This is a genomic window from Fodinibius sp. GM21, assembly GCF_058386955.1.
Genome location: NZ_JBYEIQ010000004.1, coordinates 439,791 through 460,846, shown reverse-complemented (window position 1 = coordinate 460,846; position 21,056 = coordinate 439,791). Strand labels below are relative to the sequence as shown.

Annotated in this window: 19 protein-coding genes and 6 tRNA genes; 16 read left to right on the top strand and 9 right to left on the bottom strand. The window is 41.1% G+C overall.

All coding sequences use genetic code 11. The annotated features are described in order from the left end of the window. Positions 1 to 196 precede the first annotated feature (196 nt). Positions 197 to 499 (bottom strand): NADH-quinone oxidoreductase subunit NuoK, encoded by a 303-nt coding sequence (gene nuoK, locus ACT3IB_RS12365; RefSeq protein ID WP_445666164.1) that lies wholly within the window; start codon positions 497 to 499, stop codon positions 197 to 199. Further along, a complete protein-coding gene (locus tag ACT3IB_RS12360) occupies positions 492 to 1,013 on the bottom strand; it encodes an NADH-quinone oxidoreductase subunit J family protein (RefSeq protein ID WP_491539325.1) in 522 nt (173 codons plus the stop codon). The genes nuoK and ACT3IB_RS12360 overlap by 8 nt, the downstream gene beginning before the upstream one ends. A 265-nt stretch (positions 1,014 to 1,278) precedes the next feature. On the opposite strand from ACT3IB_RS12360, the gene ACT3IB_RS12355 reads away from it, so the two are divergent. Both ACT3IB_RS12355 and ACT3IB_RS12350 read left to right on the top strand, forming a co-directional pair. Then, positions 1,279 to 2,295 carry an AAA family ATPase gene (locus ACT3IB_RS12355; protein ID WP_491539324.1) on the top strand — a complete coding sequence of 339 codons (1,017 nt, stop codon included), beginning with the start codon at positions 1,279 to 1,281 and terminating at the stop codon, positions 2,293 to 2,295. Positions 2,296 to 2,368: 73 nt separating this feature from the next. Continuing rightward, positions 2,369 to 2,623, top strand: coding sequence for a hypothetical protein (locus tag ACT3IB_RS12350; RefSeq protein WP_491539323.1), 255 nt, complete (start codon positions 2,369 to 2,371; stop codon positions 2,621 to 2,623). A 108-nt stretch (positions 2,624 to 2,731) separates the two neighbouring features. On the opposite strand, the gene rpsA is transcribed toward ACT3IB_RS12350, so the two are convergent. Together rpsA and cmk are read right to left on the bottom strand one after the other, a co-directional pair. After that, on the bottom strand, positions 2,732 to 4,714 hold the full coding sequence (rpsA, locus tag ACT3IB_RS12345; protein WP_491539322.1) for a 30S ribosomal protein S1: 1,983 nt from the start codon (positions 4,712 to 4,714) through the stop codon (positions 2,732 to 2,734). A 74-nt stretch (positions 4,715 to 4,788) separates the two neighbouring features. Then, complete coding sequence (gene cmk, locus ACT3IB_RS12340) at positions 4,789 to 5,451, bottom strand: (d)CMP kinase (protein ID WP_491539321.1); 663 nt, start codon at positions 5,449 to 5,451, stop codon at positions 4,789 to 4,791. A 150-nt stretch (positions 5,452 to 5,601) separates the two neighbouring features. On the opposite strand from cmk, the gene rpsT reads away from it, so the two are divergent. From rpsT to ACT3IB_RS12325, 3 genes are all read left to right on the top strand, one after another. Beyond that, positions 5,602 to 5,853, top strand: coding sequence for a 30S ribosomal protein S20 (rpsT, locus tag ACT3IB_RS12335; RefSeq protein WP_491539320.1), 252 nt, complete (start codon positions 5,602 to 5,604; stop codon positions 5,851 to 5,853). A 14-nt stretch (positions 5,854 to 5,867) separates the two neighbouring features. Beyond that, on the top strand, positions 5,868 to 7,388 hold the full coding sequence (gene gpmI / locus ACT3IB_RS12330) for a 2,3-bisphosphoglycerate-independent phosphoglycerate mutase (protein ID WP_491539319.1): 1,521 nt from the start codon (positions 5,868 to 5,870) through the stop codon (positions 7,386 to 7,388). Between the two features lie 359 nt (positions 7,389 to 7,747). Beyond that, positions 7,748 to 10,375 (top strand): ATP-dependent Clp protease ATP-binding subunit, encoded by a 2,628-nt coding sequence (locus tag ACT3IB_RS12325; protein WP_491539318.1) that lies wholly within the window; start codon positions 7,748 to 7,750, stop codon positions 10,373 to 10,375. 103 nt (positions 10,376 to 10,478) lie between these two features. Here the strand turns inward: ACT3IB_RS12325 and ACT3IB_RS12320 are convergent, their stop codons facing one another. Next, a complete protein-coding gene (locus ACT3IB_RS12320) occupies positions 10,479 to 11,597 on the bottom strand; it encodes a hypothetical protein (protein ID WP_491539317.1) in 1,119 nt (372 codons plus the stop codon). Between the two features lie 131 nt (positions 11,598 to 11,728). Here ACT3IB_RS12320 and ACT3IB_RS12315 point away from each other — a divergent pair, with 131 nt between their 5' ends. From ACT3IB_RS12315 to ACT3IB_RS12280, 8 genes are all read left to right on the top strand, one after another. Then, the gene (locus ACT3IB_RS12315) at positions 11,729 to 12,688 is read left to right on the top strand and encodes a glycosyltransferase family 2 protein (protein ID WP_491539316.1); all 960 of its coding nucleotides are present in this window, start codon (positions 11,729 to 11,731) and stop codon (positions 12,686 to 12,688) included. Positions 12,689 to 12,751: 63 nt separating this feature from the next. Continuing rightward, positions 12,752 to 12,825 (top strand) — tRNA-Pro (locus ACT3IB_RS12310). Positions 12,826 to 12,910: 85 nt separating this feature from the next. After that, positions 12,911 to 12,985, top strand: a tRNA-Arg gene (locus ACT3IB_RS12305). A 15-nt stretch (positions 12,986 to 13,000) separates the two neighbouring features. Then, positions 13,001 to 13,071: transfer RNA gene (locus tag ACT3IB_RS12300), tRNA-Cys, on the top strand. A gap of 26 nt (positions 13,072 to 13,097) precedes the next feature. Then, positions 13,098 to 13,170: transfer RNA gene (locus ACT3IB_RS12295), tRNA-Glu, on the top strand. 77 nt (positions 13,171 to 13,247) lie between these two features. Next, positions 13,248 to 13,321, top strand: a tRNA-His gene (locus tag ACT3IB_RS12290). 109 nt (positions 13,322 to 13,430) lie between these two features. After that, a tRNA-Glu gene (locus ACT3IB_RS12285) sits at positions 13,431 to 13,506 on the top strand. Between the two features lie 123 nt (positions 13,507 to 13,629). After that, on the top strand, positions 13,630 to 14,901 hold the full coding sequence (locus ACT3IB_RS12280; RefSeq protein WP_491539315.1) for an MgtC/SapB family protein: 1,272 nt from the start codon (positions 13,630 to 13,632) through the stop codon (positions 14,899 to 14,901). 27 nt (positions 14,902 to 14,928) lie between these two features. On the opposite strand, the gene ACT3IB_RS12275 is transcribed toward ACT3IB_RS12280, so the two are convergent. Together ACT3IB_RS12275 and ACT3IB_RS12270 are read right to left on the bottom strand one after the other, a co-directional pair. Beyond that, positions 14,929 to 15,381: a MamS/MamX family magnetosome protein gene (locus ACT3IB_RS12275; RefSeq protein WP_491539314.1), complete on the bottom strand. Its 453-nt coding sequence runs from the start codon at positions 15,379 to 15,381 to the stop codon at positions 14,929 to 14,931. Between the two features lie 18 nt (positions 15,382 to 15,399). After that, positions 15,400 to 16,674 (bottom strand): NAD(P)/FAD-dependent oxidoreductase, encoded by a 1,275-nt coding sequence (locus ACT3IB_RS12270; RefSeq protein ID WP_491539313.1) that lies wholly within the window; start codon positions 16,672 to 16,674, stop codon positions 15,400 to 15,402. A 275-nt stretch (positions 16,675 to 16,949) separates the two neighbouring features. Here ACT3IB_RS12270 and ACT3IB_RS12265 point away from each other — a divergent pair, with 275 nt between their 5' ends. Further along, a complete protein-coding gene (locus ACT3IB_RS12265) occupies positions 16,950 to 17,834 on the top strand; it encodes a universal stress protein (RefSeq protein ID WP_491539312.1) in 885 nt (294 codons plus the stop codon). A 20-nt stretch (positions 17,835 to 17,854) separates the two neighbouring features. Here ACT3IB_RS12265 and ACT3IB_RS12260 read toward each other — a convergent pair whose 3' ends face one another. Together ACT3IB_RS12260 and ACT3IB_RS12255 are read right to left on the bottom strand one after the other, a co-directional pair. Further along, positions 17,855 to 18,676, bottom strand: coding sequence for a class I SAM-dependent methyltransferase (locus ACT3IB_RS12260; protein WP_491539311.1), 822 nt, complete (start codon positions 18,674 to 18,676; stop codon positions 17,855 to 17,857). A 68-nt stretch (positions 18,677 to 18,744) separates the two neighbouring features. Then, entirely contained in the window at positions 18,745 to 19,701 is a 957-nt protein-coding gene (locus tag ACT3IB_RS12255) for a glycosyltransferase family 2 protein (RefSeq protein WP_491539310.1), read from the bottom strand. A gap of 88 nt (positions 19,702 to 19,789) precedes the next feature. On the opposite strand from ACT3IB_RS12255, the gene ACT3IB_RS12250 reads away from it, so the two are divergent. Continuing rightward, positions 19,790 to 20,110: a MerR family transcriptional regulator gene (locus ACT3IB_RS12250; protein ID WP_491539309.1), complete on the top strand. Its 321-nt coding sequence runs from the start codon at positions 19,790 to 19,792 to the stop codon at positions 20,108 to 20,110. A gap of 59 nt (positions 20,111 to 20,169) precedes the next feature. After that, positions 20,170 to 21,051 carry an MBL fold metallo-hydrolase gene (locus ACT3IB_RS12245; RefSeq protein WP_491539308.1) on the top strand — a complete coding sequence of 294 codons (882 nt, stop codon included), beginning with the start codon at positions 20,170 to 20,172 and terminating at the stop codon, positions 21,049 to 21,051. Positions 21,052 to 21,056: the final 5 nt, after the last annotated feature.

The window sequence follows — 21,056 nt, the reverse complement described above, 5'->3', positions numbered from 1 at the left end:
AATTTGTATCCATATACATTTTTCGGCCCAAATGTAGCCAACACCCCATGCATTAACAAGGGTAAATTCTCAAGTGGCAAAGATACAAAAAACTAAGTGAAGGTAAAGGATAGAATTGCTGTTTAGACCCATTATAGAAATAAAAAAGGCTCCTGAAATAGGAGCCTTTTTTTAATTTAAAATCTACAGTAAGAAATTACCAGCGCATCAGATTCACTTTATTGATGTCTACAGATAGGTTATTTCGGAAAATGGCGATAATGATGGCTAGTCCAACCACTGCCTCTGCTGCTGCTACGGCCAAAGCAAAAAATACCAGTATCTGTCCATCAATATTGCCATAATGGCTGCTAAAAGAGATAAGAGATAGATTTACGGCATTCAGCATAAGCTCAACGCACATAAAAATGACAATGGCATTTTTACGAATTAAGACGCCAATAATCCCAATACAAAAAAGAAGAGCGCTAAGTGCTAAAAACCAATCAATACTAATCATTCGTTGCTCCTGATTTAATTTTGTGCTGCGCTACGATTAGTGCTCCTACAACGGCAGCCGTTAATAAAATTGCGGTAAGTTCAAACGGTAGCAGATATTCAGTAAACATCACATCCCCCACTGCTTCCACAGTTCCAACATACGCCATATCAGAAGAAACAGTCGGCAGGGTATCTGTAAAACTACCAAGGCTATAAATAATTTGAGAGAAGACTCCAACACCCAGCAAAAAGGCTACAAAATATTTGAAGCGAAACTTATTAAACAAACTTTCTTCATTCTGTACATTCAGCAACATTATGACAAATAAAAACAACACCATAATGGCCCCGGCATACACTAAAATCTGAATCACAGCTAAAAATTGCGCTTTTAAAAGCAGAAACAATCCAGCCAGTGCCAGCATATTCAATACAAGGAATAATGCACTGTTTACCGTATTTTTACTGATCACCATTGCCAAGGCTGATGCAACAGCTAATACAGCTAAGAAAACGAAGAAATAAGTTATCATATCAATCTGTTTATTTTTGTGGCTTCAAAGGTAGATAAATTTAAAAACCTCATCAACTAAAATTGTAGAAATTCACCTCTCCATTAATCTTTTATATTCGATCAAAATAAAACGGACTTGATGCTGTTATTGGAAGTCACCAAATAATCGCATTGCGAGATAGAAAAGAATTGATAATTTCCATTTATTAACGTTGTTCTTTTTGAACCGGTGCCTATTGAAGGCATACATCGATTAAACCTCAATAAATAACAATTTTTCAACCATGGGTAACACGTCAACGTCAGTAGATTCAGTGGATATGGAAAAGCTGGGTGCTAAAATTGAACAATCCAGCGCTTTTATAGATGATATTTATTCCGAGTTAAACAAAGTTATAGTTGGTCAGCGTTACATGATCGATCGACTGCTTATCGGACTTTTAGCTGACGGACACGTATTATTAGAAGGTGTGCCCGGACTTGCCAAAACGCTGACGGTTTCTTCTCTTGCTAAAGTAATTGATACAAAATTTCAGCGCCTGCAATTCACTCCTGATCTGTTGCCGGCCGACTTAATTGGTACATTAATATATAACCAAAAAGAAGCAGAGTTTACGGTAAAGAAGGGGCCCATTTTTGCTAACATAATTTTGGCTGATGAAATAAACCGTTCGCCTGCCAAAGTACAGAGTGCTCTTCTCGAAGCTATGCAGGAGCAACAAGTTACGATCGGTGAAGAAACCTATCCGCTTGATGACCCTTTTCTGGCATTAGCCACACAAAACCCCGTAGAGCAGGAAGGCACCTATCCCCTGCCGGAGGCACAAGTGGATCGTTTCATGATGAAAATCAAGATTGATTATCCTACCGAAAAAGAAGAATTAGAAATTATGCGCCGTATGGCCAAGACGGGTGCTGCCGAGGAGCTAAAGCCAGTTATCAACACAGAAAAGGTTCTAGAAGCACGGGACGTTATTAATGATATTTATGTTGACGAAAAGGTAGAGAAATACATTATAGATCTCGTTTTCGCCACAAGAGACCCGAAAAAATATAATCTTGAAGATCTTTCGGAGCTTATCAATTTCGGGGCCTCTCCTCGTGCTTCTATTAACTTGAACCTGGCTGCAAGAGCCCATGCCTTTATGCAACATCGCGCCTATGTTACGCCCGAGGACGTTCGAACTATAGCTATGGATGTGCTTCGCCATCGAATTATCCCAACCTTCGAAGCAGAGGCTGAAAATATTACCTCCGAAGACCTGATTGACAATATACTCTCGACAATTCAAGTGCCTTAATCAACTTTCCAAAACTTGAAACTCTTTCAGGGGCTTTATTTCTTAGTAGTAACACATCACCAACCACTCTTTTATGGACATTAATTTTGTCTCCAGAACAGATATAGACATTTCAAAAAAAAGTTCTTCTAAATACAAACCATTACTTGATGCCGTAAAGTTGCTGGAACCCGGTGGGAAAGCCCTCGAGGTTTCATTTGAAGATGAAACAGAACTTAATTCTATGCGCAACGTAGTTTACGGGTATAATCGAGATACGGGAGATCAAATAAAGAGCAGCAAACATCCGGAAAGAAATGTAGTTTTCTTTTACAAAGAAGAGGAATAAAGAAACACTAACGCTCTTCTCTCCTAAATCCTCGATTATCCAAAAAAGAAAAGGCTCAGAGTTATTCACTCCGAGCCTTTTTCAATTCAGAAAGAAAAGTATTAGAAATTACTCTTCTTCATCAGTTTTGTCTTCTTCCTCTTCAACCTCTTCAGCTTTCTTCTGGAGATTGCGAGCTGCTTTTTCTTTATCAGCCATCTCTTTCTTGAGATCAGCAAGGCCGGACATTTCACCTAATGTAGGCGTACCGGTTTGTGGAGCCGGCTCCTGTTCTTGCTTGCCTCTCGTTTTCTTAGCTGATTTAGCTTCCTTAACATCTTTCTCACGCTGACTTAGCGTAATATTTTTGTTGGTTTCATCCAGCTCAATTACAAAAGCTTCAACAGTATCGCCCTCTTCAAAATGTTCTTCGGGCTCTCCTTCGGCTTCTGTTTTACTTGCCGGAATAAATCCTTCGAGATCATGTGGAAGTTTCACAAACACTCCTTTGTCGGTAGTCTTAAAGACTTCACCTTCAACTTGGTTTGTGCCGCTGTATTCTTCAGCAAATTTCTCCCATGGATTCTCTTCAATCTGCTTGTGACCAAGCGTGATTCGACGGTTTTCAAAGTCAATCGCCAGAATAACAACTTCGATTTCTTCATCCTTATCGATAACCTCGTTCGGATGGTTGATCTTCTCGGTCCAGCTCAAGTCAGATATATGGATGAGTCCGTCAATGCCGGGCTCGAGCTCAACAAATACACCGAAGTTGGTGAGATTGCGAACCGTTCCCTTGTGCTTGGATCCGACAGGATAACGCTCGTCGATATCTTCCCAAGGATCTTTCTCGAGCTGCTTGACGCCGAGTGAAATTTTCTTCTCAGGCTCGTTAACATTCAGCACAACACAGTCAATGATGTCATCCTTGCTGACCAGTTGTGATGGGTGCTTTATGTGCTGTGTCCAGGACATTTCACTAATGTGGATAAGTCCTTCAACACCTTTTTCAAGCTCAATAAAGGCACCGTAATCAGCGATAGAAACAACCCGACCCTGAACTTGAATATTTTCAGGATACTTAAGATCGATTTCCTCCCAAGGATGCGGCTGCAGTTGTTTAAGTCCAAGAGAAACACGTTTCGTTTCTTCATCAAAGTCGATAACCGCAACATTGAGCTGCTGGTCAAGCGAAACAATTTCCTCAGGATGTTCAACACGTCCCCAAGACAGATCAGTGATGTGAAGCAGACCGTCAACACCACCAAGATCAATAAATACACCGAAGTCAGTAATGTTTTTGACGATACCTTCAAGCACCTGACCTTCTTCAATCGTTTCAAGAATTTCTTCGCGCTGCTCTTCGAGATCAGACTCGATAAGTGCACGGTGAGAAACAACGACGTTTTCGGCCGACATATTTAGCTTTACAACCTGAAACTCCATCGTCTTGCCTACATAGGCATCAAAGTCACGAACCGGACGAACATCAATTTGCGATCCGGGCAGAAATGCATCGATGCCCATGATATCGGCAACCATACCACCTTTTATACGACGTTTAATATATCCTTCAACAATTTCGCCGGTTTCTGCAGCACGTTCAATAGTCTCCCAGGCATGCAGAATATCAGCCTTGCGACGGGAAAGAATTAACTGTCCTTCCTGATCTTCAACTTGATCTAAGAATACATCAACTTCATCACCTGGCTGGAGATTCTCAACTACATCATCAGGAAATTCATTGGTTTGAACCATTCCCTCAGATTTAAATCCGATATCGACGACAACATAATCTTCATCAACAGAAACAACACGCCCGGTTACAATCTCTTTTTCTTCAATTTCATTGAGCGTATCTTCGTACATATCTGCAAGCTCATGAAACTCTTCATCGGTATAATCTTCCGATGCAGCTTGCAGCTGATCATAAGTGTATGTCTCCTCTTCGTCCAAATCACCGGTAAATACTGCTACATCCTCTTCTTCCGGTTCAACTCGCACTTCTTCTTCAGTAGTAGTTTCGACTGCAGTTTCTTCAGTTACCTCTTCGGTAGCTGTGTCCTGCTCTTTTTCTTCGTTGGTTTGTTCTTGTTTAACTTCTTCGGTCATTATTAGTTTTAGTTAAAATTACCGCATTCCAAAATATTCGGAATGGGATTAATTTAGGGTTATAGTTAAAATCTTTATTCAGTTTCTTTTAAAACTCCGCTTATTTCCGAACAAATTTTATCAACCTGTTGTTCGAACGTCAAAGTTGTTGTATCAATTACAATAGCATCATCTGCTTTTTTCAAGGGGTCAGCTTGACGCTTAGAATCTTTTAGATCTCGTTCTGCGATATTTTGTTTCACCTCTTTCAAAGTTAATCCGGGATTTTCATTCTTTTGGTCTTTTAGGCGGCGTTTGGCCCGCTCTTCTAAATCTGCAGACATATAAAACTTCAGCTCTGCATCGGGAAAAACCGCCGTCCCCAGATCACGTCCTTCGGCAATATAAATACCATCCAAAACGACGTCACGCATCAAGTTATTCACAAAAGACCGAACACGTGGTAGTGCTGCAACCTCACTCACGGCGCCGGTAACTTCTGTAGTTCGGATTTTATCCGTAACCGGTTGTTCGTTTACCGCTACATGAAATTTTTGGTCTTCGTAATAAAACGAGATTTTTTTCTGATTCAATAAACGAAAGAACGTTTCTTTATCCCGATCCGCTTCCAAATAGATTAACGTAACCGTTCGGTATAATGCTCCTGAATCGAGATATTCAATATCTAATCTGTCGGCGATTGCACGGGCGGTTGAACTTTTGCCCGATCCAGCCGGACCATCGATTACTATGATCATAAACGAAAGTCTCCTAACTTACCTTTATTTTACTAATTTTTCAATGATTTCTTGTTTAACACTTCCAGAAATTTTAACTTTGACATCTTTCTGAATTGGCGCAGAAAATACAAATTAATTTCCAGAACTGATAAGAAACTCTTAGAAATCATGCCACAACATCAATCAGCGAAAAAAAGAGTACGACAAAACGAAAAGCGTCGTGTTCGAAATCAAGCTAAGCGCTCTAAAATGAAAACACTAATTAAGAAAGCGCTTGAAACTACCGACAAGGAAGAAGCAGAAAAGGCTTTCAAGGAAGCCAGTTCATTTCTCGACAAAATGGCTGCCAAAGATTTAATCCACCAGAATTTTGCGGCTCGCAAAAAGTCAAAAATAGCTGATCACGTTAACAGTCTATAAAAGATATAAATCTATTGGCTGACCCATATTCCAAAGCACTTCTTATAATTTTAGACGGCTTCGGGTTAGCCGAAAATCCCGAAGTAAGCGCCATTGACAAAGCGCAAAAGCCGTATATTGATTCTCTTTTTGCCAACAATTCCCATTCCAAACTATCGGCCAGCGGAAAAGATGTGGGCCTGCCGAATGGGCAGTTTGGTAATTCAGAGGTTGGACACCTGAATATTGGTGCGGGACGTATTGTCCCCCAAGAATTAACTCGCGTAAATACGGCAATTGAGGATGGTAGCTTTTTTGAAAACAGCGTTCTAACAGAGGCCTTCCAAAAAGCAAAAAAACATGGCCGTGTCCATATCATGGGCCTTTTTTCTGAGGGTGGAGTACATAGCCATAATCAACATCTTTTTGCGTTGCTGAAATTTGCTCATTCTGTCGGAATTGAGGATACCTTTGTACATGCTTTTACAGATGGACGAGATACCTCTCCGCATGGCGGCATTGACTACGTAAGAGAATTTCAGCAGCAAGCCGAAGCTATCGGATCCGGAGAAATTGCCTCTATCGTCGGCAGATATTATGCGATGGATCGAGATAACCGATGGGAACGAACGAAACTTGCTTATGATCTTTTAGTTCGTGGAAAAGGGGAAGAGTTTGAAAACCCTGTAGAAGCCCTTCAAGCTTCGTATGATGCGGATGTGACTGACGAGTTTGTCAAACCAAAACTCATACATACCTCTCCAAATTCTCGTATCCAGAAGGACGATGTAATTATATTTTATAATATTCGGGGTGACCGCGCACGGCAAATTACACGAGCATTAACAGAGGATGACTTTGACAAGTTTGATGTAGAAAAGAATCTGAATTTACATTATGTCACGTTTACTTCCTATGATGATACCTTCGAACATGTTGAAGTAGCCTATCCCCCACTGGAATTGCACAACACTATCGGAGAGGTTGTTAGCAAGCACAACTTAAAACAGCTTCGCATTGCTGAAACGGAAAAATATCCCCACGTCACCTACTTTTTTAATGGTGGTGACGAGGAACCTTTCAAAGGGGAAGAACGTATCTTAATACCGAGCCCAAAAGTTGCCACCTACGATCTTCAACCAGAAATGAGCGCAGTCGAAGTAACAGATGCATTATGTGCTCAGCTAATAACCGAGAAACATAACCTTGGGATACTAAACTATGCTAATCCCGACATGGTTGGACATACCGGTGATATGGATGCCACCATCAAAGCTGTTGAAACGATTGATCAGCAGCTGAAAAAAGTGATTGAGACTGCAACCGAGCACAATTTTAAAATTCTTATTATTGCCGACCATGGTAATGCAGATTGTTTAGTCAATGAGGATGGAAGTCCGCATACCGCCCATACCTCTGCACCGGTTCCCGCACTTATTTTAAACGAACCGAATGCTAAAATGAAAGATGGCATTCTGGCTGATGTTGCGCCTACCTTGTTAAAACTTATCGGAATTGAACAACCGGAAGAAATGACCGGAACCCCACTTTTCTAATTTTGAAATAATTAGAAATCAAGTCCCCTTCTTCATATTTTAGGAACAACTGATTGAGGTAAATGTTTTTTAGCTTATCCATCGGAAATATTTTATTGGGTAGTAGTAAAGCAATTTTAAGTGTGCATTGATAATGACTCCTTGTGCTACTTGTTTGGCTTTCAGGAAGCTATAACAAAATCATTAATAGATATTTAACCTCATGTATTTCTTACAAATTTTAAATTTTCTGATAGGCGATTTTGTTTGCTTTTGCACTATGCCAGCACTACTTTCGTTAAAGAATATGAACTAAATATTCTGGTCACTCGTTACTACGAATGACAAATAACTTTAAAACTACTTGAAGGTTCGATTTTATGGAGGGCAATTTCTCTAGCAAAGTTCGAGATGTAATACAGTTTAGCCGCGAAGAAGCACTTCGCTTAGGGCATGACTATATCGGAACAGAGCATTTAATTCTCGGTATCGTTCGCCTCGGCGAAGGTGTAGCTGTTAAAATCTTGAAAAATCTGAATTGTGATCTTTTCAAATTAAAAAAGACTGTTGAAGATACCGTGCGTGGTACGGGCGGCTCGGTAAAAGTGGGTAATATCCCCCTTACAAAACAAGCAGAAAAAGTACTGCGCATTACCTATCTTGAAGCTAAGTTGTACAAAAGTGATACCATAGGAACAGAACACCTTTTACTATCACTTTTACGTGATGACGAGAATATTGCTGCACAAATTCTTCAACAATTTAACGTTTCGTATGACGCAGTACGCGAAGAGCTAGATCTTATTATTTCAGGAAAATCCTCTGATGAGGATCGCAAAGATTCTGGTTCTGTATCAGCAAGTTTATCATCCTCAAAAGGAGGAGGTGGTTCAAAATCCTCCGGAAGCTCTAGAGAAAAGAAAATGGAAAAATCAAAAACACCTGTACTTGACAATTTTGGTCGTGATTTAACGCAGCTGGCTGAAGATGGCAAACTCGATCCTATTATCGGTCGAGAAAAAGAAATTGAGCGCGTTGCTCAGGTTTTAAGTCGTCGCAAGAAAAACAACCCCGTACTTATTGGCGAACCCGGTGTAGGTAAAACAGCTATTGCCGAGGGACTAGCTACCCGTATTGTTGAACGCAAGGTATCACGCGTGCTCTACGACAAACGGGTGGTCGCACTAGACCTCGCCGCATTGGTTGCCGGCACTAAATATAGAGGCCAATTTGAAGAACGTATCAAAGCCGTAATGGGTGAGCTCGAGAAAACCCAGAACGTTATCCTCTTTATTGATGAACTCCACACTATTGTTGGGGCCGGTGGTGCAAGTGGCTCACTCGATGCTTCAAATATGCTGAAGCCCGCACTAGCACGTGGCGAAGTCCAGGCGATTGGAGCAACTACCCTTAATGAATATCGACAACATATTGAAAAGGACGGCGCTCTTGAACGTCGCTTCCAAAAGATAATGGTTGATCCCACTACACCTGAGGAAACCATTGAGATTCTATCTCAAATTAAAGATAAGTACGAGGATCACCACAGCGTAAGCTATTCTGAAGAAGCAATCGAAGCCTGCGTGAAACTTACCGACCGGTATGTGACCGATCACTTTTTACCGGATAAGGCTATTGATGCCCTTGACGAAGCCGGAGCTCGCGTGCACTTATCTAACATTCACGTGCCGCAGCATATTATTGATCTGGAGGAAGAAATTGAGAAAACCAGCAATGAGAAAAACGGAATGGTCAAAAAGCAGCGCTTTGAGGAGGCTGCCCGGTTGCGCGATAAAGAGAAGCGACTCACCGAAGAACTCGAGCAAGCACAGAAGGAATGGGAAAAAGAATCCGAAGAAATCGTTTACGATGTTGAAGAAGAAGACGTAGCCCATGTTGTTGGAATGATGAGTGGCGTGCCTGTGAGCAAGATTAACCAGAGCGAAAGCAAGAAACTGGTTAAGATGAAGGAAGAGCTTTCAAAGCAGATCATTGGTCAAAACGAAGCTATTGTTAAACTCACTAAGGCAATCAAACGCACGCGAGCCGGTCTTAAAGATCCTAATCGCCCAATCGGATCATTCATCTTTCTTGGTCCGACCGGCGTGGGTAAAACCGAAATGGCCAAAGTGCTTTCTCAATATCTTTTCGATAAAGAAGATGCACTTATTCGCATCGATATGAGTGAGTACATGGAAAAGTTTTCAGTCTCCAGACTTGTTGGTGCGCCTCCGGGATATGTCGGATACGAAGAAGGCGGACAGCTCACGGAGAAAGTACGCCGAAAGCCTTACAGTGTTATTCTATTGGATGAGATCGAAAAAGCACATCCCGATGTCTTTAACATTCTGCTCCAGGTTCTGGATGATGGAATTCTTACAGACAGCCTGGGACGCAAAGTTGATTTCAGAAATACTATCATTATCATGACTTCTAATATCGGGGCACGTGATATTCGCAGCCTTGGTGAAGGTATCGGATTCTCAAGCGGAGCAAAAAGCTTCGATTATGAGAAAATGAAATCGACCATTCAGGATGCACTCAAAAAAGTATTCAACCCTGAGTTTTTGAACCGTATTGATGATGTCATTACGTTCCGCGCTCTTGAAAAAGAAGATATCTTCCAGATTATTGATATTCTTTCTGATGATCTCTTCCAGCGTATCCACGATCTGGGTTACGAAGTTGAAGTTACCAAGGGGGCGAAAGAGTTCTTGAGTGATAAAGGGTTCGATCAGAAGTATGGCGCCCGACCGCTTAAGCGTGCTATCCAGAAATATGTTGAGGAACCGCTGGCGGAAGAGTTATTAGAATCGGAGCATGAGGAAGGAGCACAAATCAAGATTAAGATGAACAAGTCTCGTGACGGACTCCTCTTCGACTGGTCCGATACCGATGAAACCACTGATGTGGAAACCAGCGACGATGAAATAAAAGCTGCGACAAAGGATGATGACTCTGACGACGACTCGGAAGATGAGAAGTCAACCTCAGAGGCTAAAGCTTAACGCGGACTTCTATTAAAATCGAAATTGAAAAAGCCTGACAGATTTAATATCTGTCAGGCTTTCTTATTTCTCGGATATACTTTCAATCTATTCGATAAGCATACTAAAAGTTTGCGCTAACAGAGACATTTTTATTTGCTCCTTTTAGCATGTAGCTATTTCCGGCATTCCGAACTAACCTGATTTCTATTGCGTCGTTCAATCCTAAGACGCCGGAAAACTGCTGACTGGCAATTGAACGCTGTTGTAAATTTATGGCCCTGAATTCAAGATTATTTAGTGTTCCTGAACGTTCAGAGTAATTACCCGTTAATGCTAAAATCAAATTATCTGCAGGAAAATAATCAGCAATTATAATAGGCGATCTGGAACTGGATGCTCCCAAACTCTCGCCACTGAGTGTATTATGAACCATCACCCGCCCCTTGGAATAGATCGTTACCTGCTCTAAATCATCCGTGAATCTTACATCTTTAAGATCTTCTCCCGCCGAAATCGCATTAAGCTCGTTACCATATTTATCCATAATAAGCACTTGATCATCCGTACCTTGTTTAGCTGTTATAGCTGCAATCAAGCTTCCATCCTTTGATATAGTAACATTTTTTAAATATCGATCACTGCTAAAAAAGATATCCTCAAACTCTTTGACTCCTGTACGAACTTGTGCTTTGGATCCCAATTCACCGTTGCGTTTTATTTTGGGATTATAAATCACAATGGTATTACCGGTTCTGCTCCTGGCTACTTCCGAAATTGCCTCTCCCTCTGTACTTTGACTACTGCTCGACATGCTCGTCGTAATTTCTCCGAAAGAGTTATAAAAGGTAAAGTTGGCAATTTTATCACGCAGCAGCGTATTTCCGTTATTAAAGGAATACAATCCAAAAGAAGTCTCATCTGCTAAAGAGATGGTTGAAAAAGCATTTAGCTTTTCACCCTCCGGACTGTATAGCGAAATTTCGCCCTCTTGGCCATTCCAGGTTAACATACTGATTATGGTCTTATCAGAGGATACTCCAATAGCATCATAATTTTGTTCTGTATCACTATCCAAAAAGCGAATAGATTGCGTTCCAAAGGTGACCTTACTATTTCCAAGTGTAAAAGTAGATCTGTTATTATCAGCCGTTTGGTCTGCAACCGACACATTTAGAGATTGTCCCAAAGCTATTGAAGGGAGTAAAAAGAAAACAAGAATCCTGAACATCGTAGCTACCATAAAAGAGCGTTTTCACAAGTTTAAATTAAAGGCTAAAGAACGGAATAATTTGACAGAGTTTCATCTGTATTCACCCAAAACTCTGTAATATTATTTGTAGATTTGCCCTACTTAAAATTTAAGACTGATTTATGTTTTTCTCTGTCATCATTCCGGTTTATAACCGCCCGCACGAGGTAGATGAACTGTTGCATTCTCTCACGCAACAGACATCCAAAAACTTTGAAACGCTAATCATCGAAGATGGTTCCGAAGATCGTTGTGATGATATCGTTGAACAATATCAGGACCAGCTTGATATCCGTTACTATTACAAAGAAAACTCCGGACAGGGATTTAGCCGAAACTTTGGATTCAAACGTGCCGAAGGCGATTATTTTGTCGTTTTTGACTCGGATTGCCTGATTCCGTCCCACTACTTTCAAACGGTCGAAAACTATTTAAAAACTCATCAATTAGATGCTTACGGGGGGCCTGATAGAGAACACGAAAGTTTTTCTGCCATTCAAAAAGCCATCAGTTATACCATGACCTCTCCCCTTACAACCGGGGGAATCAGGGGAAATAAAAAACATGCCGGTACCTTTCACCCGCGCAGTTTTAACATGGGTATCTCTCGTGAAGTGTATGAGCAAACGGGAGGCTACCGAATTACGCGTATGGGAGAAGATATTGAATTCAGTATCCGCATCATTAAAAATGGATTTAAAACCGGGCTCATCCCTGATGCTTATGTATATCACAAAAGACGGACCAGTTTAAAAAAGTTTTTTAATCAGCTTCACTTTTTCGGTCGGGCACGGATTAATATCAATCGTTACCATCCGGGAGAAATCAAATTCATTCACACCCTGCCTGCTATTTTTACGGTTGGATTATTACTCTTTCTTACCCTTCCATTTTGGTACTTCAGCTTGTTTAAAATACTGCTGATCCCTTTCATTTTATTCGTTTCGCTCATCTTTGCTCATTCATCTACAAAATATTCCAGCTTATACATTGGAGTATTAAGTGTGTGTGCTACGTTTATCCAGCTTACGGGTTATGGAATAGGCTTTTTAGGTGAGTTATGGGAAGAACAAAAAGAATAAAAATTCATTGGATTTGAAATTGATTTGAGAAGTAAAGTCCCTTATATTTGACATCTTTCTAAACGGGGAGTAGCGCAGTCCGGTAGCGCATTCGCTTTGGGAGCGAAGGGTCGCAGGTTCAAATCCTGTCTCCCCGACTATCAGCAATTTCAAATTGCATCATCAAGTTGTAAAAACTTGGACGTTTGACGTACTGATTTTGTAATTTGCCTTTGAGTTAGCGCGCCCGTAGCTCAACTGGATTAGAGCAACTCCCTTCTAAGGAGTAGGTTACAGGTTCGAGTCCTGTCGGGCGTACAAGAAAAACTTTACGGCGACGTGGCCGAGTGGTCAGGCAGAGGTCTGCAAAACCTCCTACGGCGGTTCGATTCCGCCCGTCGCCTCTGAAGCTCTTATTTACTGATTTCATGCCGCGTTCGTCTAGGGGTTTAGGACGCCGCCCTTTCACGGCGGTAGCACGGGTTCGAATCCCGTACGCGGTACTCTTGTTCTTTTTTTATTCGATGATAGTAATTTGGTAGTGATATACTGCCATAAACCATATCATCCAAACTAAATGGAGCTCGTAGCTCAGCTGGTTAGAGCGCCAGGTTGTGGCCCTGGAGGCCGTGGGTTCAAATCCCATCGGGCTCCCATTTTTTTGGCATTTGAGGTTGTTAAAAATCATACAAAAACGTATCCTTGATGCCTTGTTTTAGCTTTGCTGAACACTCATTCGGCAAAGCTTTTTTACTGATTATATGCCGCGTTCGTCTAGGGGTTTAGGACGCCGCCCTTTCACGGCGGTAGCACGGGTTCGAATCCCGTACGCGGTACCAGCCCAAGCCTCTGCAGGTAGTATACTTGCAGAGGCTTTTTATTTAGTACAATCAACTATGGGTTTCAGAAGTCCTTCTACAATCATACATTACTTAATTAATACAATGTAACTGAATCAGTTTATGGACCTAGACTTAGCTGTAATTTGGAACCTGCTCTCTGCGCTCGGTATTGGGCTGCTTATTGGCATTGAACGTGGATGGAGCGGACGCCTCGAAGATGAAGGTGACCGGGTGGCAGGAATTCGTACCTTTAGCCTTGTTGGTTTGTTTGGAGGCGTGTGGACAGAAGTAAGCCGATTTGTGAATGAATGGATTCTTGCCGTTGCATTCCTTGCTTTGGCTGCTCTTGTAATTACATCTTATGTAGTTGAGGCAAAAGTTGAAGAAGAAAAAGATCTGGGGATTACCACCGAAGTAGCATTATTACTCACTTTCACACTAAGCTCCTGGGCTGCTTTTGGATATCATGTTTATGCTCTTGGTGCCACCGTTATCGTTATCTCACTATTAAGTCTTAAACCAACACTACACAATTGGCTACACAAAGTTGAAGTTAAAGAGATCTATGCCGGCATAAAGCTGTTAATTATTACCGTTATACTTTTACCCCTTTTACCTAACAAGGGATACGGTCCCTGGGAAGCCATAAATCCCCATTGGATTTGGTGGATGGTCGTTCTCATTTCGGGCCTCTCCTTTATCGGGTATATTCTCATCAAATATCTGGGCGAAGATACGGGCACTATGTTAACAGCAATTACAGGTGGCTTGGCTTCATCCACAGCAGTTACACTAAGCCTTGCTCAATTTGCTAAACAACAAAAAAAGATAGTGAGCGGGATTTTTATTGCAGGAGTTCTTGTAGCTTCTTCAATTATGTTCGTTCGGGTCGGTATTGAAGTCGCTGTTGTTAATACCGCTCTGCTTTATCCACTCTTGATTCCTCTCACTACTATGTTAATTCTTTCATTGGGAAGTGGATTCTGGCTCTGGCAAAAACATCTCAAATTGGAAGATGATCAGCCTCCTATTGAATTGAAAAACCCTCTGCAATTTTTCACGGCCTTACAGTTCGGATTACTGCTGGGAGTAATCTTACTGCTTGCAACAGCTATGGAAAAGTGGTACGGAGATCAAGGTATCTACCTATTGGCTCTGTTCTCGGGATTAATGGATGTCGACGCCATAACACTTTCTCTTGCTCGCATGGCAGAAGAAGGCACCGATCCAAGTGTAGCAACGCTTGGAATTGTGATTGCTGTCATTACCAATACTATTGTCAAAGCCGGACTATTTATATTCTGGGCCGGTTACAACAAGAGTAAACAACTAATCTGGCTTTTTGCCATCATCTCTGCTATCGGGGCAATCAGTTTACTTCCTTTTTTATAAACTCCCACATCATAAGTTTTTATTCCTCTATGACACTTTACGCCAACTTTGCCACGTAGGAATACCATTATCATCTCTCAGAATCATCTGCATTTTTTCTTTTTGTATCTCTGATGCAACAATAATTTCAGTATCCTTAAAGGTAACTTTAGAACCCTTTACCTTAATCTCATCTCCCTCTTTAAAATGATATGGTTGACGAGTTATATACCAAAGTGGTCCAAGATGAACCGGAATCTCTGCTTTCTTGGTGGCTAATATGAGGTAGGCCCCATGTTTTTCATTCTTAGTTTCCTGAGAATTAGATACTTCAACTACCTTTCCTTTCATCTCTACCATGTTTTTAAGATCAAAGGGTCGTTCGTAACCTCTTCGGTGATTAAGGCGACGAGCTACGGCATAAGCAACTCCTGCTGCAGACAATAGTGCTAGTCCTCCACCTACCTGTTGAACTTTTTTAAATACATCTTGCGTATTCATAACTATAAATTTTAGAATTTAAATTAGGGTACGGTCAGCTATAAATTCTGACATTGGCAATCCCCACGAAGGAATTTTTCCGCCCGTGGTATAATACATTGATTTAAAACCCATCTTTAACATGTGGGGAGTATATCCCATTTTTAGAATACTTTTATTCCCACCCCACCATTCATCAGTGTGCATATAAAATCCTTTATGATCTCCCATGTCCCCCATACAAATTAATTCAAACTCCAGGGGATCAATTTTTTTATCAGGGGAATAGCCACCAACTTCTTGTCCCAACACTCTGGCCAGCACTTCTGCCTCCATGTGTCCCAAAGAACCAAGTTTGGGAACCGTAATCGAGGCAGCATCTCCCACAGCAAATACTTCCGGATAATCAGGATTTCGCATGTAAAGATCAGTTATAATAAAGCCTTGATCATCACTGATAGGCAATCCCTTCAAGAAGTCATGTGCCTTCCAATTTGGGAAAATAATCTTCATTTCAGCTTCCAGGTTACTGCCATCTTCAAACTCAATGCCATCTTCATACAAACGTTTGATACCGCGGGTATTCGCTTTATAGCCATATCCCAGCTCATTAAACATGGGTAACAGCTGATCTAATATCTGCTTTCCGGCATCCTCAGCAATAACTTCAGCGGGTGTAAACAACGTAATATTTTCGGCTCCGCCTAACCCTCTCTTTTGAAGCCATTCGGCCATCGAAAAAGATATTTCTACCGGCGGTCCTTCACATGCTGCCTCGGCCGTGGGAATATCGGGCAACTTATCACTGGTGCCCTGTTGAAAATAATCGGATCCAATCACAATTGGTCCTCCCTTGTATTGTCGTTCATGTAGATACCGACGCACTTTATCACCGTAATAAGTATCGGTAAAGGTATGCCCATATTTTCCAAATCCTTCTATTTCATCAAAAGCTAATTTATTGCCCAATGCAATAACAAGATAATCATAATTAATCTCTTCCAGAGCAGATCCTGAACGTTCTACCGGTTTAAAGTCAACAGATCTGTTCACAACATCTATGCCCTGTACTTCTCCCTGAATAAAATCAATATTATCGCGATCCAGGAACTTAATGAAGGATAGGTGAAGCGAACGCTCAGGGTTATTATTATTCCAAACCTCAATCGGAATATTAGGAATGAATGTTAGGTAAGGCTTGCGGTCCATGCAGGTAATTTTAACTCCATCACCGGCGTACTCCCGTATGTAGCGTGCCGTTGTCAATCCTGCGAAATTACATCCTAATACTACTATGTGGGGTTGGGCAGTCATAGCAAAATGTGTGTCTATATTTTTTATTAATAATGGCCAATTTTTAAGCGAACTCTGAAGTAATATCCCAACAGATAAAGTAGTTGAGATTCCCAAGTTTATATAAGGTTTTACCTTACACCCTTTATTTTTAAAAATAATCCTGCAAATATTATTTAGCTGTTATCGAGCAATTGCTTAAATTTATTATAAGTCTGTAAGACAGAGTGTTACATCATCAAAAACTTTTTGGTCTTGTATTTAAGAAGACTGAAAATTACTTAAAAAATATCGCTATGGCTTTTTCAATTAATCATATCTTCTTTCCCACAGATTTCTCAAAGAATGCTGAGAGAGCTTTGCCATTTGCTGCAGAAATTGCACTTCAAACAGATTCCAAGCTAACGCTATTCCATGCTACCCAGGAGACAATGGATATTGCCCCTGATTTTGAAAAAACACGTGATCAAGTTATTGACGAGAGCTCCAGTAATTTTGATAATCTCTTAAATAGCCTTGAAGGCGATCGATACGATAATTTGGATATTTCTACGGTCGTACAGGATGGGCAGACCGTAACGGCGCTACTCAATCAGGCAAAGGACCATGCCATAGATCTTATTGTAATGGGAACCAAAGGGGTAACCGGTGATCGGAATGCTATTTTGGGAAGCGTTGCCTCCAGTGTTATTCAAAAATCGCCGGTACCCGTGCTTGCAGTTCCTACCGGTAGCAGCCTCGATAATTTTAAAAACCTAATTTTTACCAGCGATTACAAGAAAGGAGATTTGACAGCTTTGTCTAACTCTATCGACTTTGCCAAACTGTTCAACTCATCTGTTGAGGTATTACATGTAAGCGATAAAAAAAATATGGAATCAGAGATAAAATTCCGTGGATTCCGAGATCTCGTAGATGAACACATCAATTATGATAATATCTCTTTTCACCACAAGTATGAGCTGGATTTCTTCCCAACGATCAGCCAGTTCTTAGCAGATCGTCCGAATTCATTATTAGTTATGGTTCGGTATAAAAAATCGTTCTGGGAAAAGCTGACAAATCGCAACTTATCCAAAGAGATGTCTTTTTATTCTAACGTACCTCTCTTGGTAATGATTGGTGATCAAAGTTCAACATCCGAAACAATCCTGGAAGACTCTGAAAACGAAAGCAGCTAAAGAGCTGCTTTCCCGACTTATTACTTTTGCGCCAATGCATAGATTCCAGCACCGCGTTCGTTATCATCACGGATATCCAACGCCATTAGCAGCAAACTCAATGGCAATATTGGAATGTAGTAGACGGCCATGATGGGCAATGCCCACAGCTTAATTTTGTTAAGCCAAAGCATGGGATATTTAATTATAAGCTCCCAAGCGAAGTGGCCCTTGGTCCCGTAGGTATAGGCCACATCCAAAACTGTAAAACCTGATTTCTCTAATTTTTCTCTGATATCACTTTTTGAATACCCCGGACGAGCATGCTCATCCACAAAACTTTCATCTCCATCAGCGTCTTCTTCTGAATAGATTGAGGGAGAGTGCATTAGAAAATATCCATTAGTCTGCAGGGAACGACAGATATTTTGCATAACCTTTTCATCCTCCTCGATATGTTCCAGCACATCCACACAGATTACAAAATCGAACACACCTTCGTATTCAATCCCAAGCAGGTCTTCCCGATTAAAAGTGATTCGCCCAGCTTCAATGTCGCGCTCAAAATAACGACGTGAATCTTCCAGGTACTCTTTTTTTACATCAACGGCATGTACATTCACATTATCAAATTCCTGCAAAATAAACCGATCATACTGACCAAATCCCGAGCCGGCATCCAAGAGTTTCCAATCCTTTTGAGCATCCAGATCGGAACCATACTTGCGCAGTATTTTTCGGATGTACCAGCTTCTTAAGAAAAACAGATCTAATATTTTATAGAAAAGCGTCCGCAAAAATCGAAAGCGGCGAATAATCTGTGCAAACCGGTCCTTAACCGGATCATAGGCAATACGACTCATTAACAAAAACTTTTACTGGCAATTACTAAATTCTGTTTACAGTATACCGATCCCATATCTTAAAGCTGCTACACTTTCTCCCTGATATTGGGTTTCTGCTGCTTTTCGTTTCGCTTTTGAATCAATTCTCCCAAAAAACCAATAGAAAAAATCTGAGCCCCCAGTACCATCAACATCACGCCCAACAGCAATAGCGGACGATCACCGATAGGCTCTCCATAAAATATTTTATCAATCGATAAATAGGTATTAATGGCTCCGCCTAAAATCAAGAAGAGAAATCCAAGTGTACCAAAAAAGTGCATGGGCCGCTGCAGATACCGGTTGACAAATAACAGGGTCAATAGATCTAAAAAACCATGCATGAATCGAGAGATACCGAATTTCGTTTCCCCATATTTTCGAGGATGATGCTTGACCACTTTTTCTCCAATGCGATCGTATCCCTCAAGTTTGGCTAAAAACGGGATGTATCGATGTAATTCCCCATACAGATAAATATCTTCAATAACATCTGCGCGATAAACTTTTAGTCCACAATTGAAATCGTTAAGCGTAATACCGGTTACCAATGATGTTACCTTGTTAAAAAAGCGTGACGGCACGGTTTTCGAGATGGGATCATGACGCTCTTTTTTCCATCCGCTCACAAGATGCAAATCCTGTTCTTTAAGCTGTTGCAGCATTAAGGGAATCTCATTGGGATCGTCCTGTAAATCAGCATCCATCGTTGCAATATATTTACCGACAGCATTTTCAAAACCAGCCTGCAGGGCCGAACTCTTACCATAATTGCGCTGCAGCCGGATTCCCACAACATGCTTCTTTTCTTCTGTTACCTTCTTGATCTCCTGCCAGGATTGATCGGTCGACCCATCATCCACAAAAATAAGTTCATAATTATGCTTTCCGGATAATGCTTCATGCACCTTTTGGGACAACTCACCAATCGACTCAGCCTCATCGAGCAGGGGAACGATAACGCTTAGTTCTATGTCGGATTTGTTTAAATCTTTTTCAGGCAATGTTTTTTAAATATTTTGTACCAAAGAGTTAGAAATAATGCACCAGATCATGTATAATTAGCAATAAAGATACGCTTTTAGTCCTCTTATGAAAAAACTTTATTACTCTATAGGTGAAGTCAGCGATATTACCGATGTTGAGGCGCATGTGTTGCGCTATTGGGAAACGGTTTTTGACGAATTAAATCCCAAAAAAAATAAAGCCGGCAACCGCGTCTACAAAGAAAATGATATTGAGACAATTTTAAAACTGAAGGAGCTGATTCAGGAGAAAAAATACAGCACTGAGGGCGCCCAGCAGGTACTCAAGAATGATGGAGAGGAAGAAAGGGAAGAAATTCCAGTCAGCGTTAAAAAGGATCTAAAAGAAATTCGCCTTTTTCTTAATCAGCTTCTTGAAAAACTTTAGCTTTTCGCCGTTTTGTATTTGATGTTAATCCGACAACCATCCAATCACATTACTTATCAATGAAGAAGTCGCACACATCCATTGGACCCTTTAATTTATACAGCATCGAAGCCGGCAGATTTCGTCTCGACGGCGGAGCAATGTTTGGGGTAGTCCCAAAAACCTTATGGTCCCGATATATTGATGTGGATGAAAAAAACCGTATCCACATGGCGATGCGGTGCCTGCTTATTGAGTCTCAAAATACGAACAAGCTTTACCTGGTGGATAACGGATCGGGAACCAAGTTTGATGATAAGTTTGAGCAGATCTATCAGCTGGATTATGAGCACTCCGATTTGCTGAGCTCGCTCAACGAATATGGATTTAACCCCGAAGATATTACAGATATCATCTTTTCCCACCTCCATTTTGACCATTGCGGAGGTACCACCTACTATGATGACAATGGAGATATCCAACACACCTTCCCTAATGCTACCTATCATGTAACTAAGAAACAGCTTGAAACCGCAACGGATCCCAACGCTCGTGAGAAGGCCAGCTTTCTGCCCGATAACATTAATCCCATAAAAAACTGGGATAAACTGAATTTAGTAGATGAACACCACACCTATGAAGATGGATTGGAAGCTCTGCCGGTTAACGGACATACAATCGGACAGCAACTGCCAAAGATAACCGGAGGACAGCATACTGTCGTTTTTGCTGCTGATTTAATCCCTACCCACGTACATTTGCCCCTGCCCTGGGTAATGGGCTATGACATGTATCCTGTAACCACACTTGATGAAAAACAGCGTTATTTGGATCAGGCAGTTGAGGATAATTGGCACTTATTTTTAGAGCACGATGCTGATCAAGAAATGGTTACCGTTAAAAAGGAAAAGGGGAAATATGCAGTCGACGAGAAATTAACACTTGGTGATCTTACCGGCTGATCCCA

Coding starts and splice junctions, on each gene's coding strand:
- nuoK (WP_445666164.1), bottom strand. CDS start 499: ATGATTAGTATTGATTGGTTTTTAGCACTTAGCGCTCTTCTTTTTTGT.
- ACT3IB_RS12360 (WP_491539325.1), bottom strand. CDS start 1,013: ATGATAACTTATTTCTTCGTTTTCTTAGCTGTATTAGCTGTTGCATCA.
- ACT3IB_RS12355 (WP_491539324.1), top strand. CDS start 1,279: ATGGGTAACACGTCAACGTCAGTAGATTCAGTGGATATGGAAAAGCTG.
- ACT3IB_RS12350 (WP_491539323.1), top strand. CDS start 2,369: ATGGACATTAATTTTGTCTCCAGAACAGATATAGACATTTCAAAAAAA.
- rpsA (WP_491539322.1), bottom strand. CDS start 4,714: ATGACCGAAGAAGTTAAACAAGAACAAACCAACGAAGAAAAAGAGCAG.
- cmk (WP_491539321.1), bottom strand. CDS start 5,451: ATGATCATAGTAATCGATGGTCCGGCTGGATCGGGCAAAAGTTCAACC.
- rpsT (WP_491539320.1), top strand. CDS start 5,602: ATGCCACAACATCAATCAGCGAAAAAAAGAGTACGACAAAACGAAAAG.
- ACT3IB_RS12325 (WP_491539318.1), top strand. CDS start 7,748: ATGGAGGGCAATTTCTCTAGCAAAGTTCGAGATGTAATACAGTTTAGC.
- ACT3IB_RS12320 (WP_491539317.1), bottom strand. CDS start 11,597: ATGGTAGCTACGATGTTCAGGATTCTTGTTTTCTTTTTACTCCCTTCA.
- ACT3IB_RS12315 (WP_491539316.1), top strand. CDS start 11,729: ATGTTTTTCTCTGTCATCATTCCGGTTTATAACCGCCCGCACGAGGTA.
- ACT3IB_RS12280 (WP_491539315.1), top strand. CDS start 13,630: ATGGACCTAGACTTAGCTGTAATTTGGAACCTGCTCTCTGCGCTCGGT.
- ACT3IB_RS12275 (WP_491539314.1), bottom strand. CDS start 15,381: ATGAATACGCAAGATGTATTTAAAAAAGTTCAACAGGTAGGTGGAGGA.
- ACT3IB_RS12270 (WP_491539313.1), bottom strand. CDS start 16,674: ATGACTGCCCAACCCCACATAGTAGTATTAGGATGTAATTTCGCAGGA.
- ACT3IB_RS12265 (WP_491539312.1), top strand. CDS start 16,950: ATGGCTTTTTCAATTAATCATATCTTCTTTCCCACAGATTTCTCAAAG.
- ACT3IB_RS12260 (WP_491539311.1), bottom strand. CDS start 18,676: ATGAGTCGTATTGCCTATGATCCGGTTAAGGACCGGTTTGCACAGATT.
- ACT3IB_RS12250 (WP_491539309.1), top strand. CDS start 19,790: ATGAAAAAACTTTATTACTCTATAGGTGAAGTCAGCGATATTACCGAT.
- ACT3IB_RS12245 (WP_491539308.1), top strand. CDS start 20,170: ATGAAGAAGTCGCACACATCCATTGGACCCTTTAATTTATACAGCATC.